Below are 22,839 nucleotides of genomic sequence, written 5' to 3' on the forward strand. Positions count from 1 at the left end.
GCGGGGGTCGGCGGGCCCGAAATGATCATGAAGGGAACGTAGATCATAAGCTTTTCCCGGGCTCCAGTAAAGAGTTCGCCACATATTTTATTGTGACAAAGTCATGCTCCGTCGATCCGGCTGTCAGGAGGGGCGATTTGCTAATTTATGCATGCCTTATGTCCGCTCCAAGGAGGCACCCGAGTGTTCGCTCCCCGAAGGACCGTTCGGGCGTTGGTAGTGGCGGCCACGGCCGCCGCGATGCTGATGTCCACGGTTTCGGCCCAGGCCGCCGACATTCCTCCGCCCGGTGAGATCGTCACCAGCCCCAACGTGACGCACGTGGGCACCCTGCCCAAGCTCCCCGGCCTTGAGGCCACCACCAACAGCGACATCGCCTTCCAGGGTGACTACGCCTACGTTGGCAACTACGGCGGTTTCTCGATCTACGACATCAGGAACCCGAGGCGTGCCAAGCTCGTCAGCGGCGTACTGTGCCCCGGCTCGCAGATGGACGTGTCGGTCTACGGAGACCTGCTGTTCGCCGCGGTCGACAACTCCCGCAACGACGACTCCTGCAGCAGCGTCGCCCAGCCCGCCAGCGTGAAGGAATCGTGGGAAGGGGTTCGAATCTTCGACATCAGCGACAAGAAGAACCCCAAGTACATCAAGTCGGTCGAGACCAACTGCGGCTCCCACACGCTGACACTCGTCCCCGGCAAGTCCAGGGACCGGCGCAACGTCTACCTCTACGCCTCCTCCTACAACCCGAACGCCACGTTCCCCGACTGCCTGCCGCCGCACGACAAGATCTCGGTCATCAAGGTGCCGCTGCGCAACCCGACCGCCGCGGCCGTGGTCAAGACGCCGGTCGTCTTCCCCGACGGCGGCAACGAGACCCAGCCGGGCCTGCTGCTGCCGACCAGCGGCTGCCACGACATCACCGTCTACGCGGAGAAGAACATCGCGGCCGGGGCCTGCATGGGTGACGGCGTCCTGTTCGACATCTCCGACCGGGAGAACCCGGTCATCACCGCGCGGACCACCGACCCGAACTTCGCGTTCTGGCACTCGGCGACGTTCAGCAACAACGGTGACAAGGTCATCTTCACCGACGAGCTCGGCGGCGGCGGCCAGGCCACCTGCAACGAGGCCACCGGCCCGAACCGCGGTGCCAACGCCTACTACGACATCAAGCGCGGCAAGCTGGTCTTCAAGGGCTACTTCAAGATCACTCGCTACCAGGCCGACACCGAGAACTGCGTCGCGCACAACGGCTCGCTGATCCCGGTCAAGGGCAAGGACATCATGGTCCAGGCCTGGTACCAGGGCGGCGTCTCCTTCGTGGACTTCACCGACTCGTCCAAGCCGAAGGAGATCGGCTTCTTCGAGCGCGGTCCCGAGCCCGACGGTGGCGGCGGCGGCATCTGGTCCGCGTACTACTACAACGGCTACGTCTACGCCAGCGACTTCCGCAGGGGCCTGGACGTTCTCAAGATCGACGACCGTCGCACCGACCCGGCCAAGGGCGTCCGCCTGGACCGGCTGAACGTGCAGACCCAGGCCTCCTACGGTCACGGTCACTGACGTACGGTCACCGGCGCGCGGTCCCCGCGAGGGCGAGCGGCACCGAATGAGAGACCCGTAGCGGTTTCACGGATCTCGTGAGGAGAGGGACGGCGGACTCCCGCCGTCCCTCTTCGCGTTCCCGCCGCATCTCCATCGCCGTGCCCGTACGGCACCGCGCTGGAGAGAGGTCGGTTAGGTCATAGGTCAGGCGGGAGGGACGAATCCGCCGGGTGTGGGACCGGGCTCCCGCGTGACGGGCCCGGCCGCGGGCGGCGGGGGCGGCGGGGGCGGCGGGGGCGACGGTAGCGACGGGAGCACTGAGTGCGCCGAGGGCGCGGGCTCCGCCGGGGGAGGGAGCGGGATCCGCGGCTGCGGCGCCGGGTAGGCGGGCCGGGCGTGGGGCCGGGGCTCCGGCTCGCGAGGCGCGTACGGCCCCTCTCCGGCCCCTGGAGGCACGTATGACGGAGACGAGGGCGCGTACGGCCCCTCACCGGCCGGTGGGTGCGCGTACGACGGGGGCTGGGGTGCGTGCGGCTCTCCGGCCCCGTGGGGCGCGTACGACGGGGGCTGGGGGTGCGGTGCGTACGGCCCGGTCCCCGGGGGCGCGTACGACGGGGGCGGCGCGGCCGGGTAGGGCTGGGACGGCGGGTGAGCCTGATGGGGTGGGGTCGCGACGTGGCCGGGCCACCCCTGGCCGGCCCGCTGCCCACCGGCCAACTGCTCACCGGGCCGCGCTTGGCCGCCCCGCTGCCCACCGGGCCACCCCTGGCCGGTCTGCTGTCCGCTGGACCACCCCTGGCCCGCCTGCCGCTCACCGGGTCGCTGCCCACCAGCCTGCTGCCGGTCGTGCCACTGCCGGGCCAGGCGCGCCTGCTCGCGGCGGCGGCGTTCGGCCAGCACGGCGGTCAAGTAGGCGAACGGCGGCACGCCGGGCGGGGCGGGCGGGGACACGAAGGCGGACATCTCGGTGGCGATGCGCACGCCCATCTCGTGCTGGACGGCGGGGGCCAGGTCGTGCCAGCGCGTGAGGTACTGCCTCGCGGTGGCCGCGACCTGCTCGGGCAGCCGCGACAGCTCCAGCGTCGCCGCCCACGGCGCGAGCGTCGGCGGCATGTCCAGCGGCGGCCCGTACTGGCGCGGGACGCGTTCGGAGATCACGATGGTGCCGGAGAAGAGGTCGCCGAGCCGCTTGCCCTTCTCCGAGATCAGCGAGCTGATCAGCGCGGGGGCGCCGCTGAGCATCCAGAACTCCAGGACCCCCGCCAGCCCGCGGAACAGGGCCTGCCGGAACCGCTCGGGGCCGCCGTCGTCGCTCACGACCCGGAGCCCCAGCGCGAGCTTGCCCAGGCTGCGCCCGCGCGTGAGCGTCTCGAAGATCACCGGGTAGCCGACGACCACGAGCACGGTGAGCACGATGTAGACCATCGCGGTCAGCGCCGGGTCGTTCAGGAGTCCCAGGCTGCCGACCAGCAGGGAGGCGCCGAGCAGCGTCACGACCTGGACCGTCATGTCGATCAGCAGCGCCGCGGCCCTGCTCGGGAGCTGGGCGACACGGACCTCGACGACGACGGCCTCGCCGGTTACGACATCGGACACAATCAGCACCCTACCTTCGACTGGATAGGCTGCCCGCGTGGACATCGACGCCTTCGTCACCGCGCACCGGCCCGCCTGGGACCGCCTTGAGGACCTGGTCCGGCGGCGCGGCTCGCTGGACGGCGCCGAGGTCGACGAGCTGGTCGACCTCTACCAGCGGGTCGCCACGCACCTGTCCCTCGTCCGCTCCGCCTCCGCCGACCCGATCCTGGTGGGCCGCCTGTCGGCGCTCGTCGCCCGCGCCCGCTCCGCCGTGACCGGGGCGCACACCCCGGCCTGGCGGGAGTTCGTCCGCTTCTTCACGGTCTCCTTCCCGGTGGTCGCCTACCGGGCCCGCTGGTGGTGGCTGGCCACGAGCGTCGCGTTCCTGCTGGTCTCCACGGTCGTCGCCGTCTGGGTGGGACAGAACCCCGGTGTCCAGGCGGCGATCGCCACCCCCGAGGAGATCACCCAGCTCGTCGAGCACGACTTCGCCGACTACTACTCGGAGAACCCGGCGACCTCCTTCGCCGGACAGGTCTGGGTCAACAACGCCTGGGTCTCGATGCAGGTCATCATCATGTCGATCCTGCTCGGCCTGCCGATCCCGTACGTCCTGTGGGAGAACGCGCTCAACGTGGCCGTCTCCGCCGGGCTGATGGCCTCGCGCGGCAAGCTCGACATCTTCTTCGGGCTGATCACCCCGCACGGCCTGCTGGAACTGACCGCGGTGTTCCTCGCCGCGGCCGTCGGCATGCGCCTCGGCTGGACGGTCGTCGACCCAGGCCCGCGCAGGCGTGCCGAGGCCCTGGCCGAGCAGGGCAGGGCCGTGATGAGCGTGGCCCTCGGCCTGGTCGTGGTGCTGCTCGTCTCGGGGCTCATCGAGGGCCTGGTCACCCCCTCGGGGCTGCCCACCTGGGCGCGGATCGGCATCGGGGTGGTCGCGGAGGCCGCCTTCCTCGCCTACGTGATCTACTTCGGCCGCCGGGCCGTGGCCGCGGGCGAGAGCGGCGACGTGGAGCGCGCCCCCGACCTCGCCCCCAGCGCGGGCTGAAGAACGAGTCCCCGACCCGGCCCTCCAGGGCGGGCTGAAACCCGGCCCGGCTCCGGTCCGGGCGGTCCCCTCCATGGGAAGAGAACCCGGGGAGACGGTGTCAGAGCCGGCCGGCAGCCTTCAGCGCCAGGTAGGCGTCGGCCAGGGCCGGGGCGATCTGCTCGGGGGCGGTGTCCACGACCTCCACGCCCTGGCGGCGCAGCAGGGCGGTGATCCTGCGTCGTCCCGCGCTCAGGTGCTCGGCCGCGGCCGCGCCGTAGACCAGCTCGGAGGTGCCGCGCCCGGCGGCCATCTCGGCCACCTGCGGATCGGAGACGGCGGCCAGGAGCACCAGGTGCCGCGAGGAGAGGCGGGGCAGGACCGGCAGCAGGCCCTCCTCCAGCGCCGCCGGGTTGAGGTCGGTCAGCACGACGACCAGGCAGCGCCGCCTGGCCCGCGACATGACGGCCGCGACCATCCCCGCGGAGTCGGCCTCGACCAGCTCGGCCTCGATCGGGGCCATCGTGTTGACCAGCGACGACAGCAGCTCCGTACGGCCGGTGCCCGACACCCAGGCGCGCACCCCGCGGTCGTGGGCCATGAAGTCGACCCGGTCGCCCGCGCGGGAGGCCAGGGCGGCCAGCAGCAGCGCCGCGTCCATCGACCAGTCGAGGCGGGGCCAGCCGGGCACGACCCGCGACCTCCCGCCCCCGGCGGCCCTCGGCACCTCTCCCGCCAGCGGGATCGGCGCGGTCCCCACCCGTCCGGCCGAGGTGCGCCCGGTGTCGAGCACGATCAGCACCCGGCGGTCGCGCTCGGGCCGCCAGGTGCGGACCACGACGTCGTTGCGTCGCGCGGTGGCCCGCCAGTCGATCGAACGGACGTCGTCGCCGACCACGTACTCCCGCAGCGAGTCGAACTCGGTGCCCTGCCCCCGGATCATCGACGGGTGCCTGCCTTCCAGCTCCCTGAGCCTGGACAGTTTGGCGGGCAGGTGCTTGCGGCTGAGGAAGGGCGGCAGCACCCGGACCGACCAGGGCACCCGGTGCGAGCCCTGGCGGGCCGCCACGCCCAGCGGGCCCAGCGACCGCACGGTCACGGTGACCGCCTCGCGGTCGCCCCTGCGAGTGGGGGTGAGTGTCGTGACCAGCCGCCGGCGCTCGCCCGGTGGCACGTCCAGCGGCAGGTGCCGGGGCGTGGCCCCGGCGGACGGCGGCCAGGCGTCCCTGAGCACGCCGCGCGCCCGGCGGGTGCCGGGGTTCTCCACGATCAGCGCGACCGCGACCGACTCGCCGAGCCGTACCAGCCGCTCGCCCGAGCGGGTGAAGCGCAGCGGGCGCACGCTCCCGGCGAGCAGCAGGTCGACCACGACCAGCGCCACGATCAGCAGCGCCACCCCGGCCACGGCGAGCCCCGGCCGGGGGGCGAACAGCACGGCCAGGGTGCCCAGCAGTGCCAGCAGCGCGGCCCGTCCCGTCAGCGCCATGGTCAGCGGGGGACGGGGACGGAGGCGAGGATGGCGTCGATGAGGCCGTCGGCGGTCGCGCCCTCCAGCTCGGCCTCGGGACGTATCTGGATCCGGTGCCGCATCGCGGGCCTGGCCAGCGCCTTGACGTCGTCGGGCGTCACGTAGCCGCGGCCGGACAGCCACGCCCAGGCCCGAGCCCCGGCCAGCAGCGCGGTGGCGCCGCGCGGGGAGACGCCGAGCTGGAGCGAGGGCGACTGGCGGGTGGCCCTGGCGATGTCCACGATGTAGCCGAGCACCTCGGGGCCCACGTGCACCTGGCCGACGGCCGCGCGTCCCGCGGCGAGGTCGGCGGCGGTGGCCACGGCCTTGACGTACGACAGGTCGCGCGGGTCGAAGCCGAGCGCGTGCCGCTCCAGCACCGCGATCTCCTGGTCGCGGGGCGGCAGCGGGACGGTCAGCTTGAGCAGGAACCGGTCGAGCTGCGCCTCGGGCAGCTGGTAGGTGCCCTCGTACTCGACGGGGTTCTGGGTGGCGGCCACGATGAACGGGTCGGGCAGCCCGCGCGCCGACCCCTCCACGCTGACCTGGCGCTCCTCCATCGCCTCCAGCAGCGCGGCCTGCGTCTTCGGCGGCGTGCGGTTGATCTCGTCGGCGAGCAGGAGGTTGGTGAAGACCGGCCCCTCGCGGAACTCGAACTCCGACGTCTTCGCGTCGTAGACCAGCGAGCCGGTGATGTCGCCCGGCATGAGGTCGGGGGTGAACTGCACCCGCTTGAAATCGAGCGAGAGCGCCGCCGCCAGTGTCCTGACGAGCAGGGTCTTGGCGACGCCCGGCACGCCTTCGAGCAGCACGTGGCCCCGGCAGAGCAGCGCGATCACCAGCCCGGTGACCACGGCGTCCTGGCCGACGACCGCCTTGGAGACCTCGGCGCGCAGGGCTCCCAGCGCCTCCCTGGCGCGGTCCGCGCCCTGCGCGGCGGGTACGGCGGGTGCGCCGGGTGCGCCGGGCGCGGTCCTGACGGCGGAGGCCGCCTCGGTGGGACCGCCGTTCCCCGGTGGTGTGGTCACGACTTTCCGACCTGCCTTTCCACGATGTCCATGTATTCGGCCAGGGCTGTCAGCCCGGCCTCGTCGACCGGCGGCGGTCCGTACAGGGCGGCGCCGACGTGCGACGCCGCCTGGCCGGTCCGCTCGGCGATCGCGTTCACCAGCGCGTCGGGACCCGTCCCCGAGGGCAGCCCGAGGCGGGGGGTGACCCGGTCGGTGAAGCCCGCCCGCAGGGCCGCGGCGGCCCGGTCGCGGGCCCGTCGCGCCCGGTAGAGCCTGGCACGTCCCTCGACGGTCTCCGCCGCCCGCACGACGACGGGCAGCCGCTCGGCCACCACGGGGCCGAGCCTGCGGCTCCGCCAGAGTGCCAGCAGCAGCACCGCGAGGATCACCTGTATTAGGGCCCACCTGATCCCCTCGGGGACCAGGTCGTAGAGGCTCGCCTTGCCGCCGCCCGCCTGGGCCGCTGCCTCGGGGGGCGTCAGCCAGATCAGGGTGGGCCTCCCGCCGGCGAGGTTCTCCGCCAGCGCGGCGTTGCCGTCCTCGGCGAGCCGCAGATTGGTCATGAACTGCCCGTCGCCCGCTACCGTGACCGTCCGGCCCGCGCCGCTGTGGGAGACCAGGGTGGGCACCCCGTCGGCGGGGTAGCAGCCGATCGACCCCGGGGGGGCGGTGAGGGCCACGCCGCCGGTGTAGGCGCTGCCCGCCCTCTCCGCCGCGGGCAGCCCGCACCGGGGCTCGCGGGAACGCGCCCGCGCCTCGCGCCTCGGGGCGATCCCCGGCGCGAGCAGGCCCAGATGGTCCCGTACGCCCACCACCAGCAGGTCCGAGGGGAGGGCGGCGAGCCGCTTCGCCTCGTCCTCGTCGAGCGGGAAGGTCTCGCTCAGCAGCAGGGTGCTGCCCTCGGGACCCGCCTGCCCGGCCAGCGTCCCGGCCTCGGCGACCGAGGTGACCCGCTCGACCCGTACGCCGCGCGCCTGCAGCAGCCTGGCCAGGCCCTTGCCTCCCGACAGCGAGGCGTCGGCGGGGTCGAGGGGCCTTCCCGGCCCGCCGGAGCCGCCGAGCAGCACGCCCGCGACGGCGACGCCGACCACGAGGAGCGCCACCAGCAGGAAGCCCCTGCCGCCGCGCCAGAGGCCGCCGGCGGTCGGAGAGGTGGAGGTCGGTGGGGTGGAGGTCGTCGCCGGGTCCTGCGCGGCGGTCTCGGGGGTCGCCGGTCCCAGCCGCCCCGGCGCGGCCGGGGTCATGGCGCGTCCGCCCGTACGACGGGCGCCGGGCGGGCCGCGCGCAGGTGGTCGTCGAGATCGCGCATGATCCCGTACGCCTCGGGCGTGCCGGGCACCTCGCCGTAGGTCACGTCGTCGAACACCCGGGCCGCCGAGGTCAGCTCGCCGGCGAGCGCGGGCAGCGCGCGGCCGGCCTCGGCCGCGAGCTCACCGGCGGTACGGCCGGGCGTGTAGTCGATGATCACGCGATCCTCCAGGTCGCGGGCGACGGCCCGGAGCCGCTCGCGGACCGCCTCGGCCCACCGGCTCTCCGCCGCGAGCCGTTCGGCGGCCTCGCGGTGCTCGGCGGCGGTGAGGCGACGGTCCCCGAAGATCCCCCCCGCGCGGGAGGCGCCGCCCCTGGCGGTCCTGCGCGCGATCAGGAGCAGCGAGACGACGATCGCGATCACGATCACGAGGAGGACGGCCCGCGCGGCCACGCTGCCGACGGCGCCCAGGGACTCCTGGTCGAGCAGGTCGCCGACGAACTGGTTGACGTTCCGCCAGAGGCGGTCGACCAGGGACTCCTTGGCGTACTCGGATCTGAGCAGCTCCCGGATCGCCTGGCCCCGCGCCTCCTCGCGCTCGACGTCGATCGGGGACGTCAGGAGTGGGACCACGGGGCTCCCTGGCCGGGGGACCCGTGGCGCGCGGGGCCCGAGGGGGTGACGGCGGGGTCCCACAGGTCGTCGGCGGACGCGTGGACCCATCCCTGCCGCTGCTGCTCGATCGCCGCGGTCTGGAGCACCAGGTCGAACGCCTCGGAGCGCATCCGCCGGTCGGCGTAGAGCAGGCCGTTGACCGCCGCCCGGAGGGGGTAGGCGATCATCGAGCCGAGGGTGACGCCCACGGCGATGAGGATCGCGGAGAGGATCTGCGCGCCGGTGGACCCGCCGCCGAGGAGGGCGAGGAAGCTCGCGCCCAGGACGAAGGGGAAGGCGAGCACCTGGCCGATCAGGAACGCGATGAACTGGGTGAGGACCAGGATGCCGAGCGTCCGCCAGAAGCCGCCCGAGACCAGCCGCCAGGACCTGCGCAGGGAGTCGGCGACACCGCGCCGCTCCAGCACCGCGGCCGCCGGGGCGAGCGCCAGCCGGGTGGAGACGAAGAAGACGTAGACCACGAAGGCCGGCACCGCCACCACTCCCGCGACCGCCACCACGGCGGTCCCGGCCCCCGCCGCGCCGAGCGCGAGGAACAGGCCGACGACCAGGGCGAGCGGGACGAGGAGAGCCACGAGGGTGACGACGACCACCCCGAACAGCGTGGGCACCCGGCTCCGGGTGAGCGTCCAGGCCTCGCCGGCCGTCATCTTCCCGCCGAAGATCGCGCGGCCCAGGATGCGGGTCAGCACGCCGGTCAGCAGCGTCACCGCGATGATCTCGACCGCGTAGGAGAGCAGGGTGCCGCTCTGCTCGACGAGGATGTTCTGCTGCGAGGGGACCGCGTCCGGGTTGTCCATGATCGAGGAGAGGGAGGAGTCGAGCATGCTCGCCTGCCCGATCGCGAGGGGGACCGCGGCCAGCGCGGCGACGATCGCGGACAGGCCCAGCACGCTCTTGGGGTTGGAGCGCATCAGCTTGATCGCGCCGTCGAGGATGTCGCCCAGGCCGAGCGGGCGCAGCGGGATGACGCCGGGGCGCATCGCGGGGGGTGGCCCGCCCGCGCCGTAGGGGCCCTGCGGGTATGGGTACGGCTGCTGGTGCGGCGCCTGGCCGTGGGGCTGCCCCGGACCGGGCGGAGGGCTCTGCGGGAACCCCTGGGGCGGCCCCTCGGGAGCGCCGGGCGCCGGGCCGGGCGCGGTCCACGGCGATCCCGGGGTGTTCCCGTACGGCGGGGGTTGGTTGGACGCCCAGCCCGGGGGCGTACCGGGAGCACCGGGAGTGGAGCCGTGACCGTCTGACATATCCCAATCCTGACATGTGGACCCGCTCTCCGTGGTGATCGGGCGATCACACGGACGTTTCATCCTCCCCGAGGGGGGCGGAGATGCCGGAGGGATGGCCGAGACGCCGTGGTTTACCGCAGACTGTGACCGTGGTCATCACCGCCCGGCGTCCGCAGTCGCCGGGGCCGGCGGCGGCCGTAGGGGGGCACCACTGCGCGTTTCACGTTGCGTGCGCCTAAAATTCGTCATTTGGACGCCCGGTCGTCGACCGGTGTCATCCAGTAGGCGGACAAGGGTAATCTTCGACGATCGAGCGGTTTATCCCAATAACTCCCAAACTGCGTAAACCGAATGAGGGGCCATGAAAGGACGCGTGCTGGTCGTCGACGACGACGCCGCTCTCGCCGAGATGCTCGGTATCGTGCTGCGCGGGGAGGGTTTCGAACCCTCCTTCGTCTCCGACGGTGACAAGGCGCTGGACGCGTTCCGCGACACCCGTCCGGACCTGGTGCTGCTCGACCTGATGCTGCCCGGCGCCGACGGGATCGACGTCTGCCGCCGCATCCGGGCCGAGTCCGGGGTGCCGATCGTCATGCTGACGGCCAAGAGCGACACCATCGACGTGGTGCTCGGGCTGGAGTCGGGGGCGGACGACTACATCGTCAAGCCCTTCAAGCCCAAGGAGCTCGTCGCCAGGGTCCGCGCCCGGCTGCGCCGCACCGACGAGCCGACGCCGGAGATCCTGCAGATCGGCGACATCACGATCGACGTCGCCGGGCACTCGGTCAAGCGGGAGGAGGAGACCATCAACCTCACCCCGCTGGAGTTCGACCTGCTGGTCGCCCTCGCGAGGAAGCCGCGCCAGGTCTTCACCCGCGAGGTCCTGCTCGAACAGGTCTGGGGCTACCGCCACGCGGCCGACACCCGCCTGGTCAACGTGCACGTCCAGCGGCTCCGGGCGAAGATCGAGAAGGACCCCGAGCACCCCGAGATCGTCGTGACGGTCCGCGGGGTCGGCTACAAGGCCGGGCCGGCCTAGCCGCCGACCTCCCCCGGACCCCGAGATGCCTCCCGCACCGAAGAAACGCCGTCGCACCCCGCGCCAGCTGCTGCGGGGTGTGCGGCGCCGTACCCGGCGCGTGGCCGGCCGGGCGCGCCGCGTCTTCTGGCGCTCGCTCCAGCTGCGCGTGGTCACCAGCACGATGGTCATCTCCATCGTGGTCGTCGCCGTGCTCGGCGTCTTCCTCATGCAGCAGATCATCAGGACCACCCTGGAGACCAGGGAGAGCGCGGCCAAGAGCGAGGCGCAGGCCGACAGGAACGCGGTGCTCGGCTATCTCAGCCAGCCGACGGCCGAGGCCGCCAAGCAGCCCGTCGAGCCGGGCCAGGCGCCGCAGGCCGCGGGGGGCAGCCCGCTCGGCCAGGCCACGGAGGCGCTCGCGCGGCGGGCCGGCTCGGCCAGCCGCTACTCGGTGATCATCCGCAACGAGGAGCTGCCCGGGGCGTTCTACGGGACCACGGACATCGACCCCCGCAGCATCCCGGCCAGGCAGCGCGACGAGCTGTTCAAGAAGGCGGCGGGCGAGGACAGCACCTGGTACACCCCGCTGTACTACAAGGGCGAGCCCGAGCAGGCGGTGCCCGGCATGATCATCGGCACCCGCCTCGACTCGTCGTACGAGATCTACCACCTGGTCCCGCTGGACAAGGAGGAGCGGACCCTCGCCTCGGTGCAGCAGATGATCATCCTCGTCGGCGCCGGGCTCGTGCTGCTGCTGGCCGCGATCTCCTCCCTCGTCACCCGCCAGGTCGTCACGCCGGTGCGGCTGGCCAGGCAGGCCGCCGAGCGGCTGGCCGCCGGGCGCCTGGACGAGCGGCTGAAGGTGCGGGGAGAGGACGACCTGGCCCGCCTGGCCACCTCCTTCAACGAGATGGCCGCCAACCTGGCACTGAAGATCCACCAATTGGAGGAGCTCTCCCAGGTGCAGCGCCAGTTCGTCTCGGACGTCTCGCACGAGCTGCGCACCCCGCTGACCACCGTGCGGATGGCCGCCGACCTGCTCTTCGACGCCCGCGAGGACTTCGACCCGATGGCCGCCAGGTCGGCCGAGCTGATGCAGAACCAGCTCAACCGGTTCGAGGCGATGCTCGCCGACCTCCTGGAGATCAGCCGCTACGACGCGGGCGCGGCCGACCTCGACGTCGACCCGGTGGACGTCAGGGACGTGGTGCTGCGCGCCGTCGCCGACTCCGAGGCGCTGGCCGAGCGCCACTCCACCCGCTTCGACCTGCGCCTTCCCGGCGAGCCCTGCATGGCGGAGATGGACAGCCGCCGGGTCGAGCGCATCCTGCGCAACCTGCTGTTCAACGCGATCGAGCACGGCGAGGGCCGTGACATCGTCGTCTCGGTCGCCGCCGACAGGGACGCGGTGGCGGTGGCCGTACGGGACCACGGGGTGGGGCTGAAACCCGGCGAGGAGAACCTGGTCTTCGACCGGTTCTGGCGGGCCGACCCGTCCAGGGCGCGCACGATCGGCGGTACGGGCCTGGGGCTGGCCATCTCCCGAGAGGACGCCATCCTGCACGGCGGCTGGCTGCAGGCGTGGGGCTCGCACGGCGAGGGGTCGCAGTTCCGGCTCTCGCTGCCCAGGGTGGCCGGGGCGGTGCTCAGGGGATCGCCCCTGCCGCTCGTACCCCCGGAGGTGGAGATGCGACGCACGTGGCGGGGGCACGTGACGCCGGTGCTGTCGCCGGCGGTGGCCGACGGGGGACGCGATGCGGACTAGAGGCGAGCGAACCGGAACCGGGCGGAGCGGAACAGAGCGGGCCGGGACCGTCGGACGGACCGGAAGCGGGCGGGTGCCGTGGGGAGGCGCGCGGAACGCGGGGACGGTGCTCCTGGCGATCGTCCTGGTCTGCGGGATGACCGCCTGCTCGGTCATCCCCACCGGCGGCAAGTCCGTCGTCGCCGTGGACAACGAGGGCAAGGGCAGCCCGCTGGGCGACCCGTACGCGCGCGTCATCGCGATGGCGCCGAAGGCCGACTGGTCGCCCGAGGAGGTCGTCACCGGCTTCCGCGCGGCGATGGCGAGCCTCGACGACTCCGGGTTCCAGGTCGCCCGCAAATACCTCACCGGCGACTTCGCCGCCAAGTGGAACCCGAACAGCGGCGTCACGGTCTACCGGCAGGGCGACTACGAGAAGTTCGCGCCCCCCAGGGAAGAGGACAAGCAAGCTCAGGTCACCCTTAAGGGCACCAAAACCGCCATCATTGACGAAGATGGTCGATACCGTCCGAGTGGCGGCCCGCTGAACCAGCCCTTCACCCTCGCCAAGGGGCCGAACGGCGAATGGCGCATCAGCGCGGCCCCCGACGGCCTCCTGCTGTCCGAGGCCGACGTCGCCCGCGGCTATCTGCCCGTGGACCTGTACTTCCTCGACTCCCAGTGGAAGGGACTCGTGGTCGACCAGGTGAGAGTGCCGATCGACCCGGGCGCCAACTTCGCCAAGACGACGGTCGAGCGGCTGCTGCGCGGGCCGAGCAGCTCCCTCAAGGACGCGGTGCGCACCGCCTTCACCGACACCGAGCTCATCGACGTCACCATCCAGAACAACAGGGTCGTCGTCGACCTCACCAGGCGGGTGGACCCCGACCTGATCGACCCGATGTCGGCCCAGCTCGCCGCGACCCTCGCCGCGCTCACCAAGGGCGGCTGGGGCTTCGAGGTCACGGTGAACGGCGAGCCGTACTATCCCGACGCGCCTCTGCAGATCGACGCCCAGGAGCAGTCGAACTTCGACCCCTGGACGACCCCAGACGCCGTCTACCCGTTCTATTTCGCCGACGGCGCGCTGCGGCTGCTGGACAAGGAGAACGTCGGGCGGCCCGTGCCGGGCAGGGCGGGTCAGAAGGGGGTGGGGCTCACCCGCCCCGCGATCAGCGGCCAGCCCGTGCAGCAGGTGGCGGCGCTCTCCGGGGGCGGCAGGACCATCTCCGTCGCGCCGCTCGGCGCGGGCGGCGAGTGGCGGGTGTGGGCCACCGGGGTCTCCCTCGCCCCGCCGGCCTGGGACCGCTACCACACGCTGTGGACGGTCGACCGGCCCAACGACCACACCTCGGTCATCACCCGGCACGACGGCGACAACAAGCACCGGTACCGGGTGTCCGCCCCCGACCTGGAGACGTTCCACATCGAGTCGCTCAAGGTCGCGCGCGACGGCGTGCACGTCGCGGTGGTCGTCAGGGACGGGCTGGGCGAGCAGGTCCAGGTCGGCACCGTCATCGGGGAGCGGGAGGGCACCCGCATCGCCAACCTCCAGACCGTGGTCGACACCGACGGCAACCGGACGATCAAGGACATCGCCTGGAAGGACGGCAAGACCCTGTACGCGCTCACCGGCAAGTCGGAGCTGCTCGAAGCCTCGGTCACCGCCGCGACCAAGTCCCTGCCCTTCGACTCGCGCATCGAGAGCATCACCGCACTGGACGGAACCCTGCTCGCCGGGGCCAGGGACGAGCAGGGCCACCGGCAGGTCCTGTTCTGGAACTCCACCAAGTGGGAGCCGCTGGTCAAGCACGAGACCGGGACCACGGACTTCACCGAGAACGGCCCCTCGTCCCCGGCCTTCCCCCTGGGCTGAACCGTCCTGGACCGTCCTTAACTGTCCTGGATCGTCCTGCATCGTCCTGGAGCTTTCGGCTGAGCTGACATGTCCGGCCGAACCGCCGTGTCAAGGCCGAGGTGCCTTTCCTGGGATGGACCGCCTTCACGGGGGAGCCGCCTCTCCGGGACCCGGCACGTGGTGTGCGGCTCGGGACACGTCGTCCTCGTTCTGGGACGACGTCCCGGCGCGGGTCGTTTCCCGGGGCGCGTCGTGCCGGGAGAGCGGTTCGCGTCCCGGCGCCGTGCGGCCTTCGCCTTGGGTCGAGGCCCTGGGTCGAGGCTTTTTCCCGGGACGACCCGCCCGGCCTCGCCCGGCCCCGCCCGGCTCCGGGCGGGGCCGGGCTACGGCTCCCGGCGGGCACCGAACCCCCCTCCGGTACTCTGGGCTGGGCTTTTTGTCGGTGCCATCTGAAACCTTGGATCCGTGACGACCGCCATGCTCGACCTGATCCTGCCGCCCCGCTGCGCCGGATGCGACGCGCCGGGCGCCCTCGTCTGTCCCCGATGCGCGGCCGAGCTTCACGGAGCGCCCGCCCTCCGGATGCCCGACCCCGTCCCGCCCGGCCTGCCAGAGTGCTGGTCGGCGGCCGAATACACCCCCGCCGTGCGGCGGGCGATCATCGCCTACAAGGAGCGTGGCCGCACGGCCCTCGCCCCTCCCCTGGCAGGGGCGCTGGCCCTGGCGGTCGCCACGGCGGCCGGCGAGCGGCCGGTGCTGCTGGTGCCGGTGCCCAGTGCCCGCCCGGCCCTGAGGCGGCGCGGCCACGATCCGGTGACCCGGCTCGCAGGGCTGGCGGCCGGTTATCTCCGCGAGGCCGGCTGGCCCGCGAGCGTGGCGAGGGTTCTCGCCCAGCGCCGCCGCGTCGCCGACCAGGCGGGGCTGAGCTCCCTCCAGCGGGCCGCGAATCTGTCCACCGCCTTCACGGTCACGGTCGGTCGCAACGCGCCTGTGCCGCGCTCCTGGGGCGGTACGGAGGCGATCGTGCTGGTCGACGACATCGTCACCACCGGTGCGACGCTCGCGGAGGCCGCGAGGGCGCTGCGCGAGGCGGGGGTGACGCCGTCCCTCGCCGCCACGGTCGCCGCGACACGCCGAAGATCCAAAACCGGTGACCGTGACGGAGGGTGAGACGGCGCCCCGGCCCTCGCCTCACCCAGGAGCCACACCTCACTGTCCTGACGGTGCCTTCTCGCTGTTCAACGAACGCGAGAAGGCTTCGCCTGTGACGCCGCCCACCCGCGAGTGCAGGGAGCCAGGGGTTGCCCGCCCGGCTGTGAATTACGCAAAGTGATCCTTTGGGTCGATCGTCAGGCTGACATTCGGCCGGGATGCGGATAGCGTCTGAGCCATGGCACCCGCTCGGGTCCGTGGTTGCACCGGACCGACCTCCGCGAGGAGGCCGGCCCGGCTAGCCGATGCCAGCCGCAGGCCAAACGGTCCACGTAAGACGACTTTTCGTCGATCGATCACGGTGCGGCTTAGAGGTAAGTCCTGCCTTCCCAGGGAGCCAGATGTTCCTTGCCAGAAGAGAAGGGCATGTAGTGGCAAAGAGCTGCGAAACCCTCAGCAGGCGGATGTGGGGACGAAGACCAGGTCGGCCGAGCGGGTGTCGCAATACCACCGTCGAGATTCGAAGGGGGGCTGTGCATGGAGATCATCGTCAAGGGTCGGCACACCGGAGTGAGTGACCGATTCCGTGACCACGTGAACACCAAGCTGGCCAGGATCGAGCGTTTGGACCACAAGCTCATTCGCGTTGACGTGGAGGTGTCCAAGGAAAGTAATCCCCGTATCGTCGACCAGCGAGAGCGAGTCGAGCTCACCATCCACTCACGTGGTCCCGCGGTCCGGGCGGAGGCCTCGGCCGACGACCGTTTCGCCGCCCTTGACATCGCACTCGGCAAACTCGAGGGACGACTGCGGCGGCTCGCCGACCGCAGGAAGATCCATCACGGAAACCACTGCCCTCCGTCGGTCGCGGAGCTGACGGCCACCGCGCTCGCCGAGTCGTTCGAGAGCGCCCCGGCCCACCTGCTCACCGAGCAGTCGCTGGTCGAACCCCCTGCCGAGGCCGAGGCCGACCTCGTGGAGGACAAGAGCATCATCCCGATCCAGATGGACGGTGATGGGCCGCTGATGGTCAGGGAGAAGTTCCACGAGGCCGATCCGATCACCATCGATCAGGCACTTCTCGAGATGGAACTGGTGGGACACGATTTCTATCTCTTCCGTGACAAGGAGAGCGGGCAGCCGAGCGTCGTATACCTCCGACAGGGGTACAACTACGGCGTGCTGCGGCTTGTTGAGCCCTGACGAACGCGTTCGAAGATCCTCTCCGACCAACCGAGGACCATGAAACCCGTGTAATCATGGCGGTCCACCGGCTCTGGCCCCCCGAGGAGGAGGCGTGACGGAACCCGACGACGCAACCGGCCCGACCGGACGCGGCGAACCGATCCGCGTGCTGATCGTTGACGATCACGCGCTGATCCGCCGCAGTCTGGAGATGGCGCTGGCCGCGGAGACGGACATCGAGGTTGTCGGCGAGGCGAGCGACGGACAGGAAGCGGTCGAACTCGCCGACCGCCTCACTCCGGATGTCATGCTCATGGACGTCCGGATGCCACGGAGGAGCGGTATCGAGGCCACACGTGAGATCAAGGCCTCGGTGCCGAGCACGCGGATCATCATGTTGACGGTGAGTGACGAGGAGGAGGATCTCTTCGAGGCGATCAAGGCGGGTGCCACCGGCTACCTGCTGAAGAACGTCCAGCTCGACGAGGTCCCGGAGGCCGTCCGCGGCGTCCACGAAGGACAGTCGCTGATCAACCCGGCGATGGCCGCCAAGCTGATCAGCGAATTCGCCAACATGAGCCGCAAGGAGGCCGAACGGCCCCCGCAGCTCCCCGTTCCACGCCTGACCGAACGGGAGATGGAGGTGCTCCGCCTCGTCGCGAAGGGAATGAACAACCGCGAGATCGCCAAGCAGCTGTTCATCTCCGAGAACACCGTGAAGAACCACGTCAGAAACATCCTGGACAAGCTTCAGCTGCACTCCAGGATGGAGGCGGTGGTCTACGCGGTCCGCGAGCGGATGCTCGAGATCACCTGACACGCGCCGGTGCGGTGACCGTCCGACGGTCACCGCACTCCGGCCGTGACGGTCTTTCACCGACGGTCTTTCCCCACGGCCTCCCGACGCCGCTTCCGACGCGGGTTCTGGAACGCGCCGTTCGTCACCCCTGGCATGTCCGCCCGATCCGGTGTCCTGCGCGGTGTCCCGATCCGGGGGACGGCTCGGCCGGTCGGGGCGTACCGGTCCGGCGTCCGGCGGGATCCTCCCTCACCCGGAGAGGTTCGGGGAGCGGCCCGGTTCGGGGAGCGCCCTGGTTCAGGAGCGTCCCGGTTCGGGGAGCGCCTGGTTCAGGAGCGGCCCGGTTCAGGGGTGCCCTGGCTCAGGGCGTCCTGGAGAGGGCCGGCCAGCAGGGGATCGACGCGCTCGACCCGGACGGCCTCGCAGCCGACCCAGCTCGCGGCCTCCCAGAGGGCTCCGGCCAGCGAGGCGGCCCCCCTGCCCGGAGTGACGCCCGGTTCGAGGCTCACCTGGCGGGCCACCAGCGTCGCCCCCTCGCGGGCCGGGTCGATCCGCCCGATCAGCCTGCCCCCGGCCAGCACCGGCATCGTGAAGTAACCGTGGACGCGCTTCTCCTTGGGCACGTACGCCTCAAGGCGGTGGTTGAAGCCGAACACGCGGGCGGTGCGGGCGCGGTCCCAGACGAGGGAGTCGAACGGGGAGAGCGCGGTCGTGCGGTGACGGCCCCTGGGCTCGGTCTCCAGCGCGGCCGGGTCGGCCCAGGCGTCGGCGGCCCGCTCGGGCCACCCGGCGACGCGGACGGGCACCAGCCCGGTGGAACCGTCGAGCAGGCACGCGTCGAGCAGCCGTGCCTCGGGCGCCTTCAGGCGCAGGAAGTCGACGAGGTCGGCGCGGGTGGCCACGCCGAGCGCGACCCCGGCGATCCCGGCGAGGCGGGTGACGCACTCGGCGTCGGACAGGTCCTCGGCCAGCAGGTCGGCGGGGACCGCGCGCTCGGCCAGGTCGTAGACGCGCCGCCAGCCCACCCTGCGCGTGCAGACGACCTCGCCGGTGTCGAGCAGCCACTCAATGGCGATCTTGGAGTCGGACCAGTCCCACCACGGGCCGCCCTTCTTGGCGCCGCCGATGTCGGCGGTGGTGACCGGGCCGCTCTCGCGGACCAGGTTCAGCACCTTGCCGACGCTGTCGGGCACCTCGTGCCAGCGGAACTTCCTGGCCCGGAAGTATCTCCGCCTGAAGGCGTACAGCGCCCAGTCGCCGATCGGGAGGACGCAGGCGGCGTGACACCAGTATTCGAAGGCCCGCGCGGGCTCGTCCCAGTAGGCCCGCTCGACCTCCTGCCTGCCGACGGCGCCGAGCCGGGCGTACGCGACCAGCTCGTGGGAACGGGCCAGCACGGAGATCGTGTCCAGCTGCACGGCCCCGAGGCGGCGCAGGGTCGCGGGGGCGCCGCCTCGCCGGGCCTCCGCGCCCAGGAAGCCCTGGGCGCGGAGGATGACACGGCGGGCCTCGTCGGAGGAAATTTGCATGACCGCCCCAGGGGGAGACAACACGTCGTGGGCCGAGGCTAGCGCCTGACACCGACGAAAAGGCTACGCCGGTGTCAGAGTGCCCGCGGCCGGAATGAATCAGGGCAATTCATCTCCCGCTCCCGTGAGGTGCCCCTGGAGCCACCGGGTGCTCCCGGATGCTCCCGGGCCGGGTGGGCGGTGGCGAATCTCGCGGGCCCGACCTGCCCGACCGGCTTGACCGGCACGACGGGCTCGATCGGCTCGACGGGCCAGGCAGGCGCAGCGGGGACAACGGAGACAGCGGGGACAGTGGGCGCTGGGCGTCCCGCAGAGCCGGGCGGTCAGCCCAGGATGCCCCGGCCGCCTCCGTCGCCCATCGCGCGGGGGGCCTCGACGACGATGTCCTGGAAGACGCGGAAGACCAGCGTGAGGATGCCGCCCATGACGCAGACCGCCGTACCCATCCACAGAAGGGGCCAGTTCGGGCCCAGGCAAAGGGCGACTCCCGCGATGGTGAAACCCAGCAGGATCACGGTCACCGCGAGCCAGGACGACGCCCTGCCTCCGTGGCCGCCGGAGCCCCGGTGGACCGCGGGGCCACCGTCGCCCCCCTGGCCCTCGTGGGTACCGCCATCCGCCTGACGAGCGTCCTCCGCCATCACGGCTTCTCCTCCCAGACACGGCGACGCGCCCGCGCGGGGGATCCATCGCGGGCGTGCCAAAGGGCGACATACCCTCTGAAGCTGGTCGTACTCTCTCAAAGAAGCGGGCAAGGAACTCCATGGGCCACAAGAGCGTCTTTCAGGGTGGCTGTGTCTGGTGGCGGAACCGCCTACGATGGCAGCGGAGAACCATGTCTCGTCCTCAGCCGGGCCGGTCCGGCCGCGGAAGACCTGCGAGGAGCTTTACCTAAAGTGCCAGCCTTTCTCGATAGAATTCTTCGCGCCGGCGAAGGCAAGCTTCTGCGCAAGCTCAAGCGGATCGCCGACCAGGTCAACTCCATTGAAGACGACTTCACGAGCCTGACCGACGCCGAGCTTCGCGCGCTCACCGACGACTACAAGCAGCGCTACGCCGAGGGCGAGTCCCTCGACGACCTGCTTCCCGAGGCCTTCGCCACCGTCCGTGAGGCGTCCCGGCGGGTGCTGGGCAAGCGCCACTTCGACGTGCAGATCATGGGCGGGGCCAACCTGCACATGGGCAACATCTCGGAGATGCGCACCGGTGAGGGCAAGACCCTCACCTGCACGCTGCCCACCTACCTCAACGCCATCTCCGGCAAGGGCGTCCACGTCATCACGGTCAACGACTACCTGGCCAAGCGTGACGGCGACGAGATGGGCCGGATCCACCGCTTCCTCGGTCTTGAGGTCGGCGTGATCCTGGCCAACATGCCGTCCGACGAGCGCCGCAAGCAGTACAACGCCGACATCACGTACGGCACGAACAACGAGTTCGGCTTCGACTACCTGCGCGACAACATGGCGTGGTCGCTGGAGGAGTGCGTCCAGCGCGGCCATCACTTCGCCGTCGTCGACGAGGTCGACTCGATCCTCATCGACGAGGCCAGGACGCCGCTGATCATCTCCGGCCCCGGCGAGCAGTCCGGCAAGTGGTACGCCGAGTTCGCCAAGATCGTCCCCCGGCTCCGCAGGGGCACCGAGGGCAAGGACGGCGAGGAGAACACCGGAGACTACGCCGTCGACGAGAAGAAGCGCACGGTCGGCATCTTCGAGTCCGGCGTGGAGAAGGTCGAGGACTGGCTCGGGATCGAGAACCTCTACAAGCCCGAGCACACCCACCTGGTCGGCTTCCTCAACAACGCGCTGAAGGCCAAGGAGCTCTACAAGAAGGACAAGGACTACATCGTCGTCGAGGGCGAGGTCCTGATCGTCGACGAGTTCACCGGCCGAGTCCTGCACGGCCGCCGCTACAACGAGGGCATGCACCAGGCCATCGAGGCGAAGGAGACCGTCAAGATCAAGGACGAGAACCAGACCCTCGCCACGATCACGCTCCAGAACTACTTCCGCCTCTACGAGACGCTCTCCGGCATGACCGGCACCGCGGCGACCGAGGCCAACGAGTTCCACCAGACCTACAAGCTCGGCGTCGTCCCGATCCCGACGAACCGGCCGATGGTCCGCAAGGACCAGGCCGACGTGGTCTACAAGACCGAGGACGCCAAGTTCATGGCGAGCGTCGAGGACATCAAGGAGCGCTACGAGCGGGGGCAGCCGGTCCTGGTCGGCACCACGAGCGTCGCCAAGTCCGAGCGCCTCGCCAAGGAGCTCAAGCGCAAGGGCGTCAAGCACGAGGTCCTCAACGCCAAGAACCACGCCCGTGAGGCGGCGATCATCGCCGAGGCGGGCCGCAAGCACGCCGTCACCGTGGCCACCAACATGGCCGGTCGAGGCACCGACATCATGCTCGGCGGCAACCCCGACTTCCGCGCCGACCTGGAGCTGCGCAGCCGCGGCCTCGACCCGGTCGAGACCCCGGAGGAGTACGACAAGGCCTGGGGCGAGGCGCTGGAGAAGGCCAGGGCGGCCGTGCAGGCCGAGCACGACGAGGTCACCGAGCTCGGTGGCCTCTACGTGCTGGGCACCGAGCGGCACGAGTCGCGGCGCATCGACAACCAGCTCCGCGGCCGTTCCGGCCGTCAGGGCGACCCGGGCGAGTCGCGCTTCTACCTCTCGCTGGAAGACGACCTCATGCGCCTGTTCAACTCGGCCAGGGTCGAGATGATCATGACGCGCCTCAACATCCCCGACGACGTCCCGATCGAGTCGGGCATCGTCTCCAAGGCGATCGCCTCCGCCCAGCACCAGGTCGAGCAGCAGAACTTCGAGATCCGCAAGAACGTTCTGAAGTACGACGAGGTCATGAACCGGCAGCGCAAGGTGATCTACGCCGAGCGTCACCGGGTGCTGGAGGGCGCGGACCTGCACGAGCAGATCCGCGGCTTCGTCAACGACGTGATCGACGAGTACATCGCGGGCGCCACCGCCGAGGGCTTCGCCGAGGAGTGGGACCTCGACAAGCTGTGGAAGGCCCTCGGCCAGCTGTACCCCATCAGCATCACCGCCGAGCAGCTCATCGAGGAGGCCGGGGGTCGCGAGGAGCTGACCGCCCAGATCCTCGACGAGAAGATCAAGGCCGACGCGATGGCCGCCTACGACCGTCGCGAAGAGGAGATCAACGCCCAGGCCATGGACCCGGAGGGCATGCGGGTCCTGGAGCGCCGCGTCATCCTGTCGGTCCTCGACCGCAAGTGGCGCGAGCACCTCTACGAGATGGACTATCTCCAGGAGGGCATCGGCCTGCGGGCGATGGCCCAGCGCGACCCGCTGATCGAGTACCAGCGCGAGGGCTTCGAGATGTTCTCCCAGATGCTGGAGGGCATCAAGGAGGAGTCGGTCGGCTACCTGTTCAACCTTGAGGTCGAGGTACAGAGCAACCCGATCGTCGAGGAGCACGACCACTCCGAGGACGCCGCGATCGCGGAGACCCGCTCGATCATCGCTCGCGGCCTGCGCGGCCCGCAGCGTCCCACCGAGCTGGAGTACACGGCTCCGGGCGAGAGCGGCGAGGTGGAGCACACCCGGATCAGCACCAAGGCCGAGCGTGACGCGTACGGCAACGTCGAGCGCAACGCCCCGTGCCCCTGCGGCTCCGGCAAGAAGTACAAGCGCTGCCACGGCGACCCCAAGCACGTCGAGGTCTGACCGCCACCAGGAGGGCCC

General features: G+C 71.2%; 17 protein-coding genes. 9 read left to right on the forward strand and 8 right to left on the reverse strand.

Going from position 1 to position 22,839, the window contains the following annotated elements; genetic code table 11:
• Positions 1-183: 183 nt before the first annotated feature.
• Complete coding sequence (locus ACSC1Q_RS20810) at positions 184-1,566, forward strand: LVIVD repeat-containing protein (protein WP_436760361.1); 1,383 nt, start codon at positions 184-186, stop codon at positions 1,564-1,566.
• 186 nt (positions 1,567-1,752) lie between these two features.
• Here ACSC1Q_RS20810 and ACSC1Q_RS20815 read toward each other — a convergent pair whose 3' ends face one another.
• Complete coding sequence (locus tag ACSC1Q_RS20815; protein ID WP_436760362.1) at positions 1,753-3,144, reverse strand: RDD family protein; 1,392 nt, start codon at positions 3,142-3,144, stop codon at positions 1,753-1,755.
• A 37-nt stretch (positions 3,145-3,181) separates the two neighbouring features.
• On the opposite strand from ACSC1Q_RS20815, the gene ACSC1Q_RS20820 reads away from it, so the two are divergent.
• Entirely contained in the window at positions 3,182-4,177 is a 996-nt protein-coding gene (locus tag ACSC1Q_RS20820; protein WP_436760363.1) for a stage II sporulation protein M, read from the forward strand.
• Positions 4,178-4,277: 100 nt separating this feature from the next.
• Here ACSC1Q_RS20820 and ACSC1Q_RS20825 read toward each other — a convergent pair whose 3' ends face one another.
• The 5 genes from ACSC1Q_RS20825 to ACSC1Q_RS20845 form a co-directional block, all read right to left on the reverse strand.
• The gene (locus ACSC1Q_RS20825) at positions 4,278-5,642 is read right to left on the reverse strand and encodes a DUF58 domain-containing protein (protein WP_436760364.1); all 1,365 of its coding nucleotides are present in this window, start codon (positions 5,640-5,642) and stop codon (positions 4,278-4,280) included.
• 2 nt (positions 5,643-5,644) lie between these two features.
• Positions 5,645-6,568 carry an AAA family ATPase gene (locus ACSC1Q_RS20830; protein WP_436760558.1) on the reverse strand — a complete coding sequence of 308 codons (924 nt, stop codon included), beginning with the start codon at positions 6,566-6,568 and terminating at the stop codon, positions 5,645-5,647.
• A 119-nt stretch (positions 6,569-6,687) separates the two neighbouring features.
• Positions 6,688-7,917, reverse strand: coding sequence for a DUF4350 domain-containing protein (locus ACSC1Q_RS20835; protein ID WP_436760365.1), 1,230 nt, complete (start codon positions 7,915-7,917; stop codon positions 6,688-6,690).
• Positions 7,914-8,555 carry a DUF4129 domain-containing protein gene (locus tag ACSC1Q_RS20840; protein ID WP_436760366.1) on the reverse strand — a complete coding sequence of 214 codons (642 nt, stop codon included), beginning with the start codon at positions 8,553-8,555 and terminating at the stop codon, positions 7,914-7,916. Before ACSC1Q_RS20840 ends, ACSC1Q_RS20835 begins: the two co-directional genes overlap by 4 nt.
• Positions 8,540-9,841 (reverse strand): DUF7847 domain-containing protein, encoded by a 1,302-nt coding sequence (locus ACSC1Q_RS20845; protein WP_436760367.1) that lies wholly within the window; start codon positions 9,839-9,841, stop codon positions 8,540-8,542. The genes ACSC1Q_RS20840 and ACSC1Q_RS20845 overlap by 16 nt, the downstream gene beginning before the upstream one ends.
• A 343-nt stretch (positions 9,842-10,184) precedes the next feature.
• Here ACSC1Q_RS20845 and mtrA point away from each other — a divergent pair, with 343 nt between their 5' ends.
• From mtrA to ACSC1Q_RS20875, 6 genes are all read left to right on the forward strand, one after another.
• Positions 10,185-10,862, forward strand: a complete 678-nt coding sequence (mtrA, locus tag ACSC1Q_RS20850) for an MtrAB system response regulator MtrA (RefSeq protein ID WP_030907316.1) — start codon at positions 10,185-10,187, stop codon at positions 10,860-10,862.
• Positions 10,863-10,887: 25 nt separating this feature from the next.
• Positions 10,888-12,609 (forward strand): MtrAB system histidine kinase MtrB, encoded by a 1,722-nt coding sequence (gene mtrB, locus ACSC1Q_RS20855; RefSeq protein WP_436760368.1) that lies wholly within the window; start codon positions 10,888-10,890, stop codon positions 12,607-12,609.
• Positions 12,610-12,682: 73 nt separating this feature from the next.
• A complete protein-coding gene (locus ACSC1Q_RS20860; RefSeq protein WP_436760369.1) occupies positions 12,683-14,464 on the forward strand; it encodes an LpqB family beta-propeller domain-containing protein in 1,782 nt (593 codons plus the stop codon).
• 447 nt (positions 14,465-14,911) lie between these two features.
• Positions 14,912-15,616 carry a ComF family protein gene (locus tag ACSC1Q_RS20865; RefSeq protein ID WP_436760370.1) on the forward strand — a complete coding sequence of 235 codons (705 nt, stop codon included), beginning with the start codon at positions 14,912-14,914 and terminating at the stop codon, positions 15,614-15,616.
• A gap of 519 nt (positions 15,617-16,135) precedes the next feature.
• Positions 16,136-16,801, forward strand: a complete 666-nt coding sequence (hpf, locus tag ACSC1Q_RS20870) for a ribosome hibernation-promoting factor, HPF/YfiA family (RefSeq protein WP_436760371.1) — start codon at positions 16,136-16,138, stop codon at positions 16,799-16,801.
• Between the two features lie 94 nt (positions 16,802-16,895).
• Positions 16,896-17,600: a response regulator transcription factor gene (locus ACSC1Q_RS20875; protein WP_329090540.1), complete on the forward strand. Its 705-nt coding sequence runs from the start codon at positions 16,896-16,898 to the stop codon at positions 17,598-17,600.
• A gap of 311 nt (positions 17,601-17,911) precedes the next feature.
• On the opposite strand, the gene ACSC1Q_RS20880 is transcribed toward ACSC1Q_RS20875, so the two are convergent.
• Together ACSC1Q_RS20880 and ACSC1Q_RS20885 are read right to left on the reverse strand one after the other, a co-directional pair.
• Positions 17,912-19,111: a winged helix-turn-helix domain-containing protein gene (locus ACSC1Q_RS20880; RefSeq protein ID WP_436760372.1), complete on the reverse strand. Its 1,200-nt coding sequence runs from the start codon at positions 19,109-19,111 to the stop codon at positions 17,912-17,914.
• 323 nt (positions 19,112-19,434) lie between these two features.
• The gene (locus tag ACSC1Q_RS20885) at positions 19,435-19,752 is read right to left on the reverse strand and encodes an HGxxPAAW family protein (RefSeq protein ID WP_436760373.1); all 318 of its coding nucleotides are present in this window, start codon (positions 19,750-19,752) and stop codon (positions 19,435-19,437) included.
• 255 nt (positions 19,753-20,007) lie between these two features.
• On the opposite strand from ACSC1Q_RS20885, the gene secA reads away from it, so the two are divergent.
• Positions 20,008-22,821: a preprotein translocase subunit SecA gene (gene secA / locus ACSC1Q_RS20890; protein WP_436760374.1), complete on the forward strand. Its 2,814-nt coding sequence runs from the start codon at positions 20,008-20,010 to the stop codon at positions 22,819-22,821.
• Positions 22,822-22,839 lie beyond the last annotated feature (18 nt).

This window comes from Streptosporangium heterodermiicola (assembly GCF_051390675.1).
GTDB lineage: Bacteria > Actinomycetota > Actinomycetes > Streptosporangiales > Streptosporangiaceae > Streptosporangium.

Bases quoted from the DNA above. Each gene is read 5' to 3' on its own strand.
- ACSC1Q_RS20825 (WP_436760364.1), bottom strand. From the start codon at position 5,642: ATGGCGCTGACGGGACGGGCCGCGCTGCTGGCACTGCTGGGCACCCTG.
- ACSC1Q_RS20835 (WP_436760365.1), bottom strand. From the start codon at position 7,917: ATGACCCCGGCCGCGCCGGGGCGGCTGGGACCGGCGACCCCCGAGACC.
- ACSC1Q_RS20845 (WP_436760367.1), bottom strand. From the start codon at position 9,841: ATGTCAGACGGTCACGGCTCCACTCCCGGTGCTCCCGGTACGCCCCCG.
- mtrA (WP_030907316.1), top strand. From the start codon at position 10,185: ATGAAAGGACGCGTGCTGGTCGTCGACGACGACGCCGCTCTCGCCGAG.
- mtrB (WP_436760368.1), top strand. From the start codon at position 10,888: ATGCCTCCCGCACCGAAGAAACGCCGTCGCACCCCGCGCCAGCTGCTG.
- hpf (WP_436760371.1), top strand. From the start codon at position 16,136: ATGGAGATCATCGTCAAGGGTCGGCACACCGGAGTGAGTGACCGATTC.
- ACSC1Q_RS20880 (WP_436760372.1), bottom strand. From the start codon at position 19,111: ATGCAAATTTCCTCCGACGAGGCCCGCCGTGTCATCCTCCGCGCCCAG.
- ACSC1Q_RS20885 (WP_436760373.1), bottom strand. From the start codon at position 19,752: ATGGCGGAGGACGCTCGTCAGGCGGATGGCGGTACCCACGAGGGCCAG.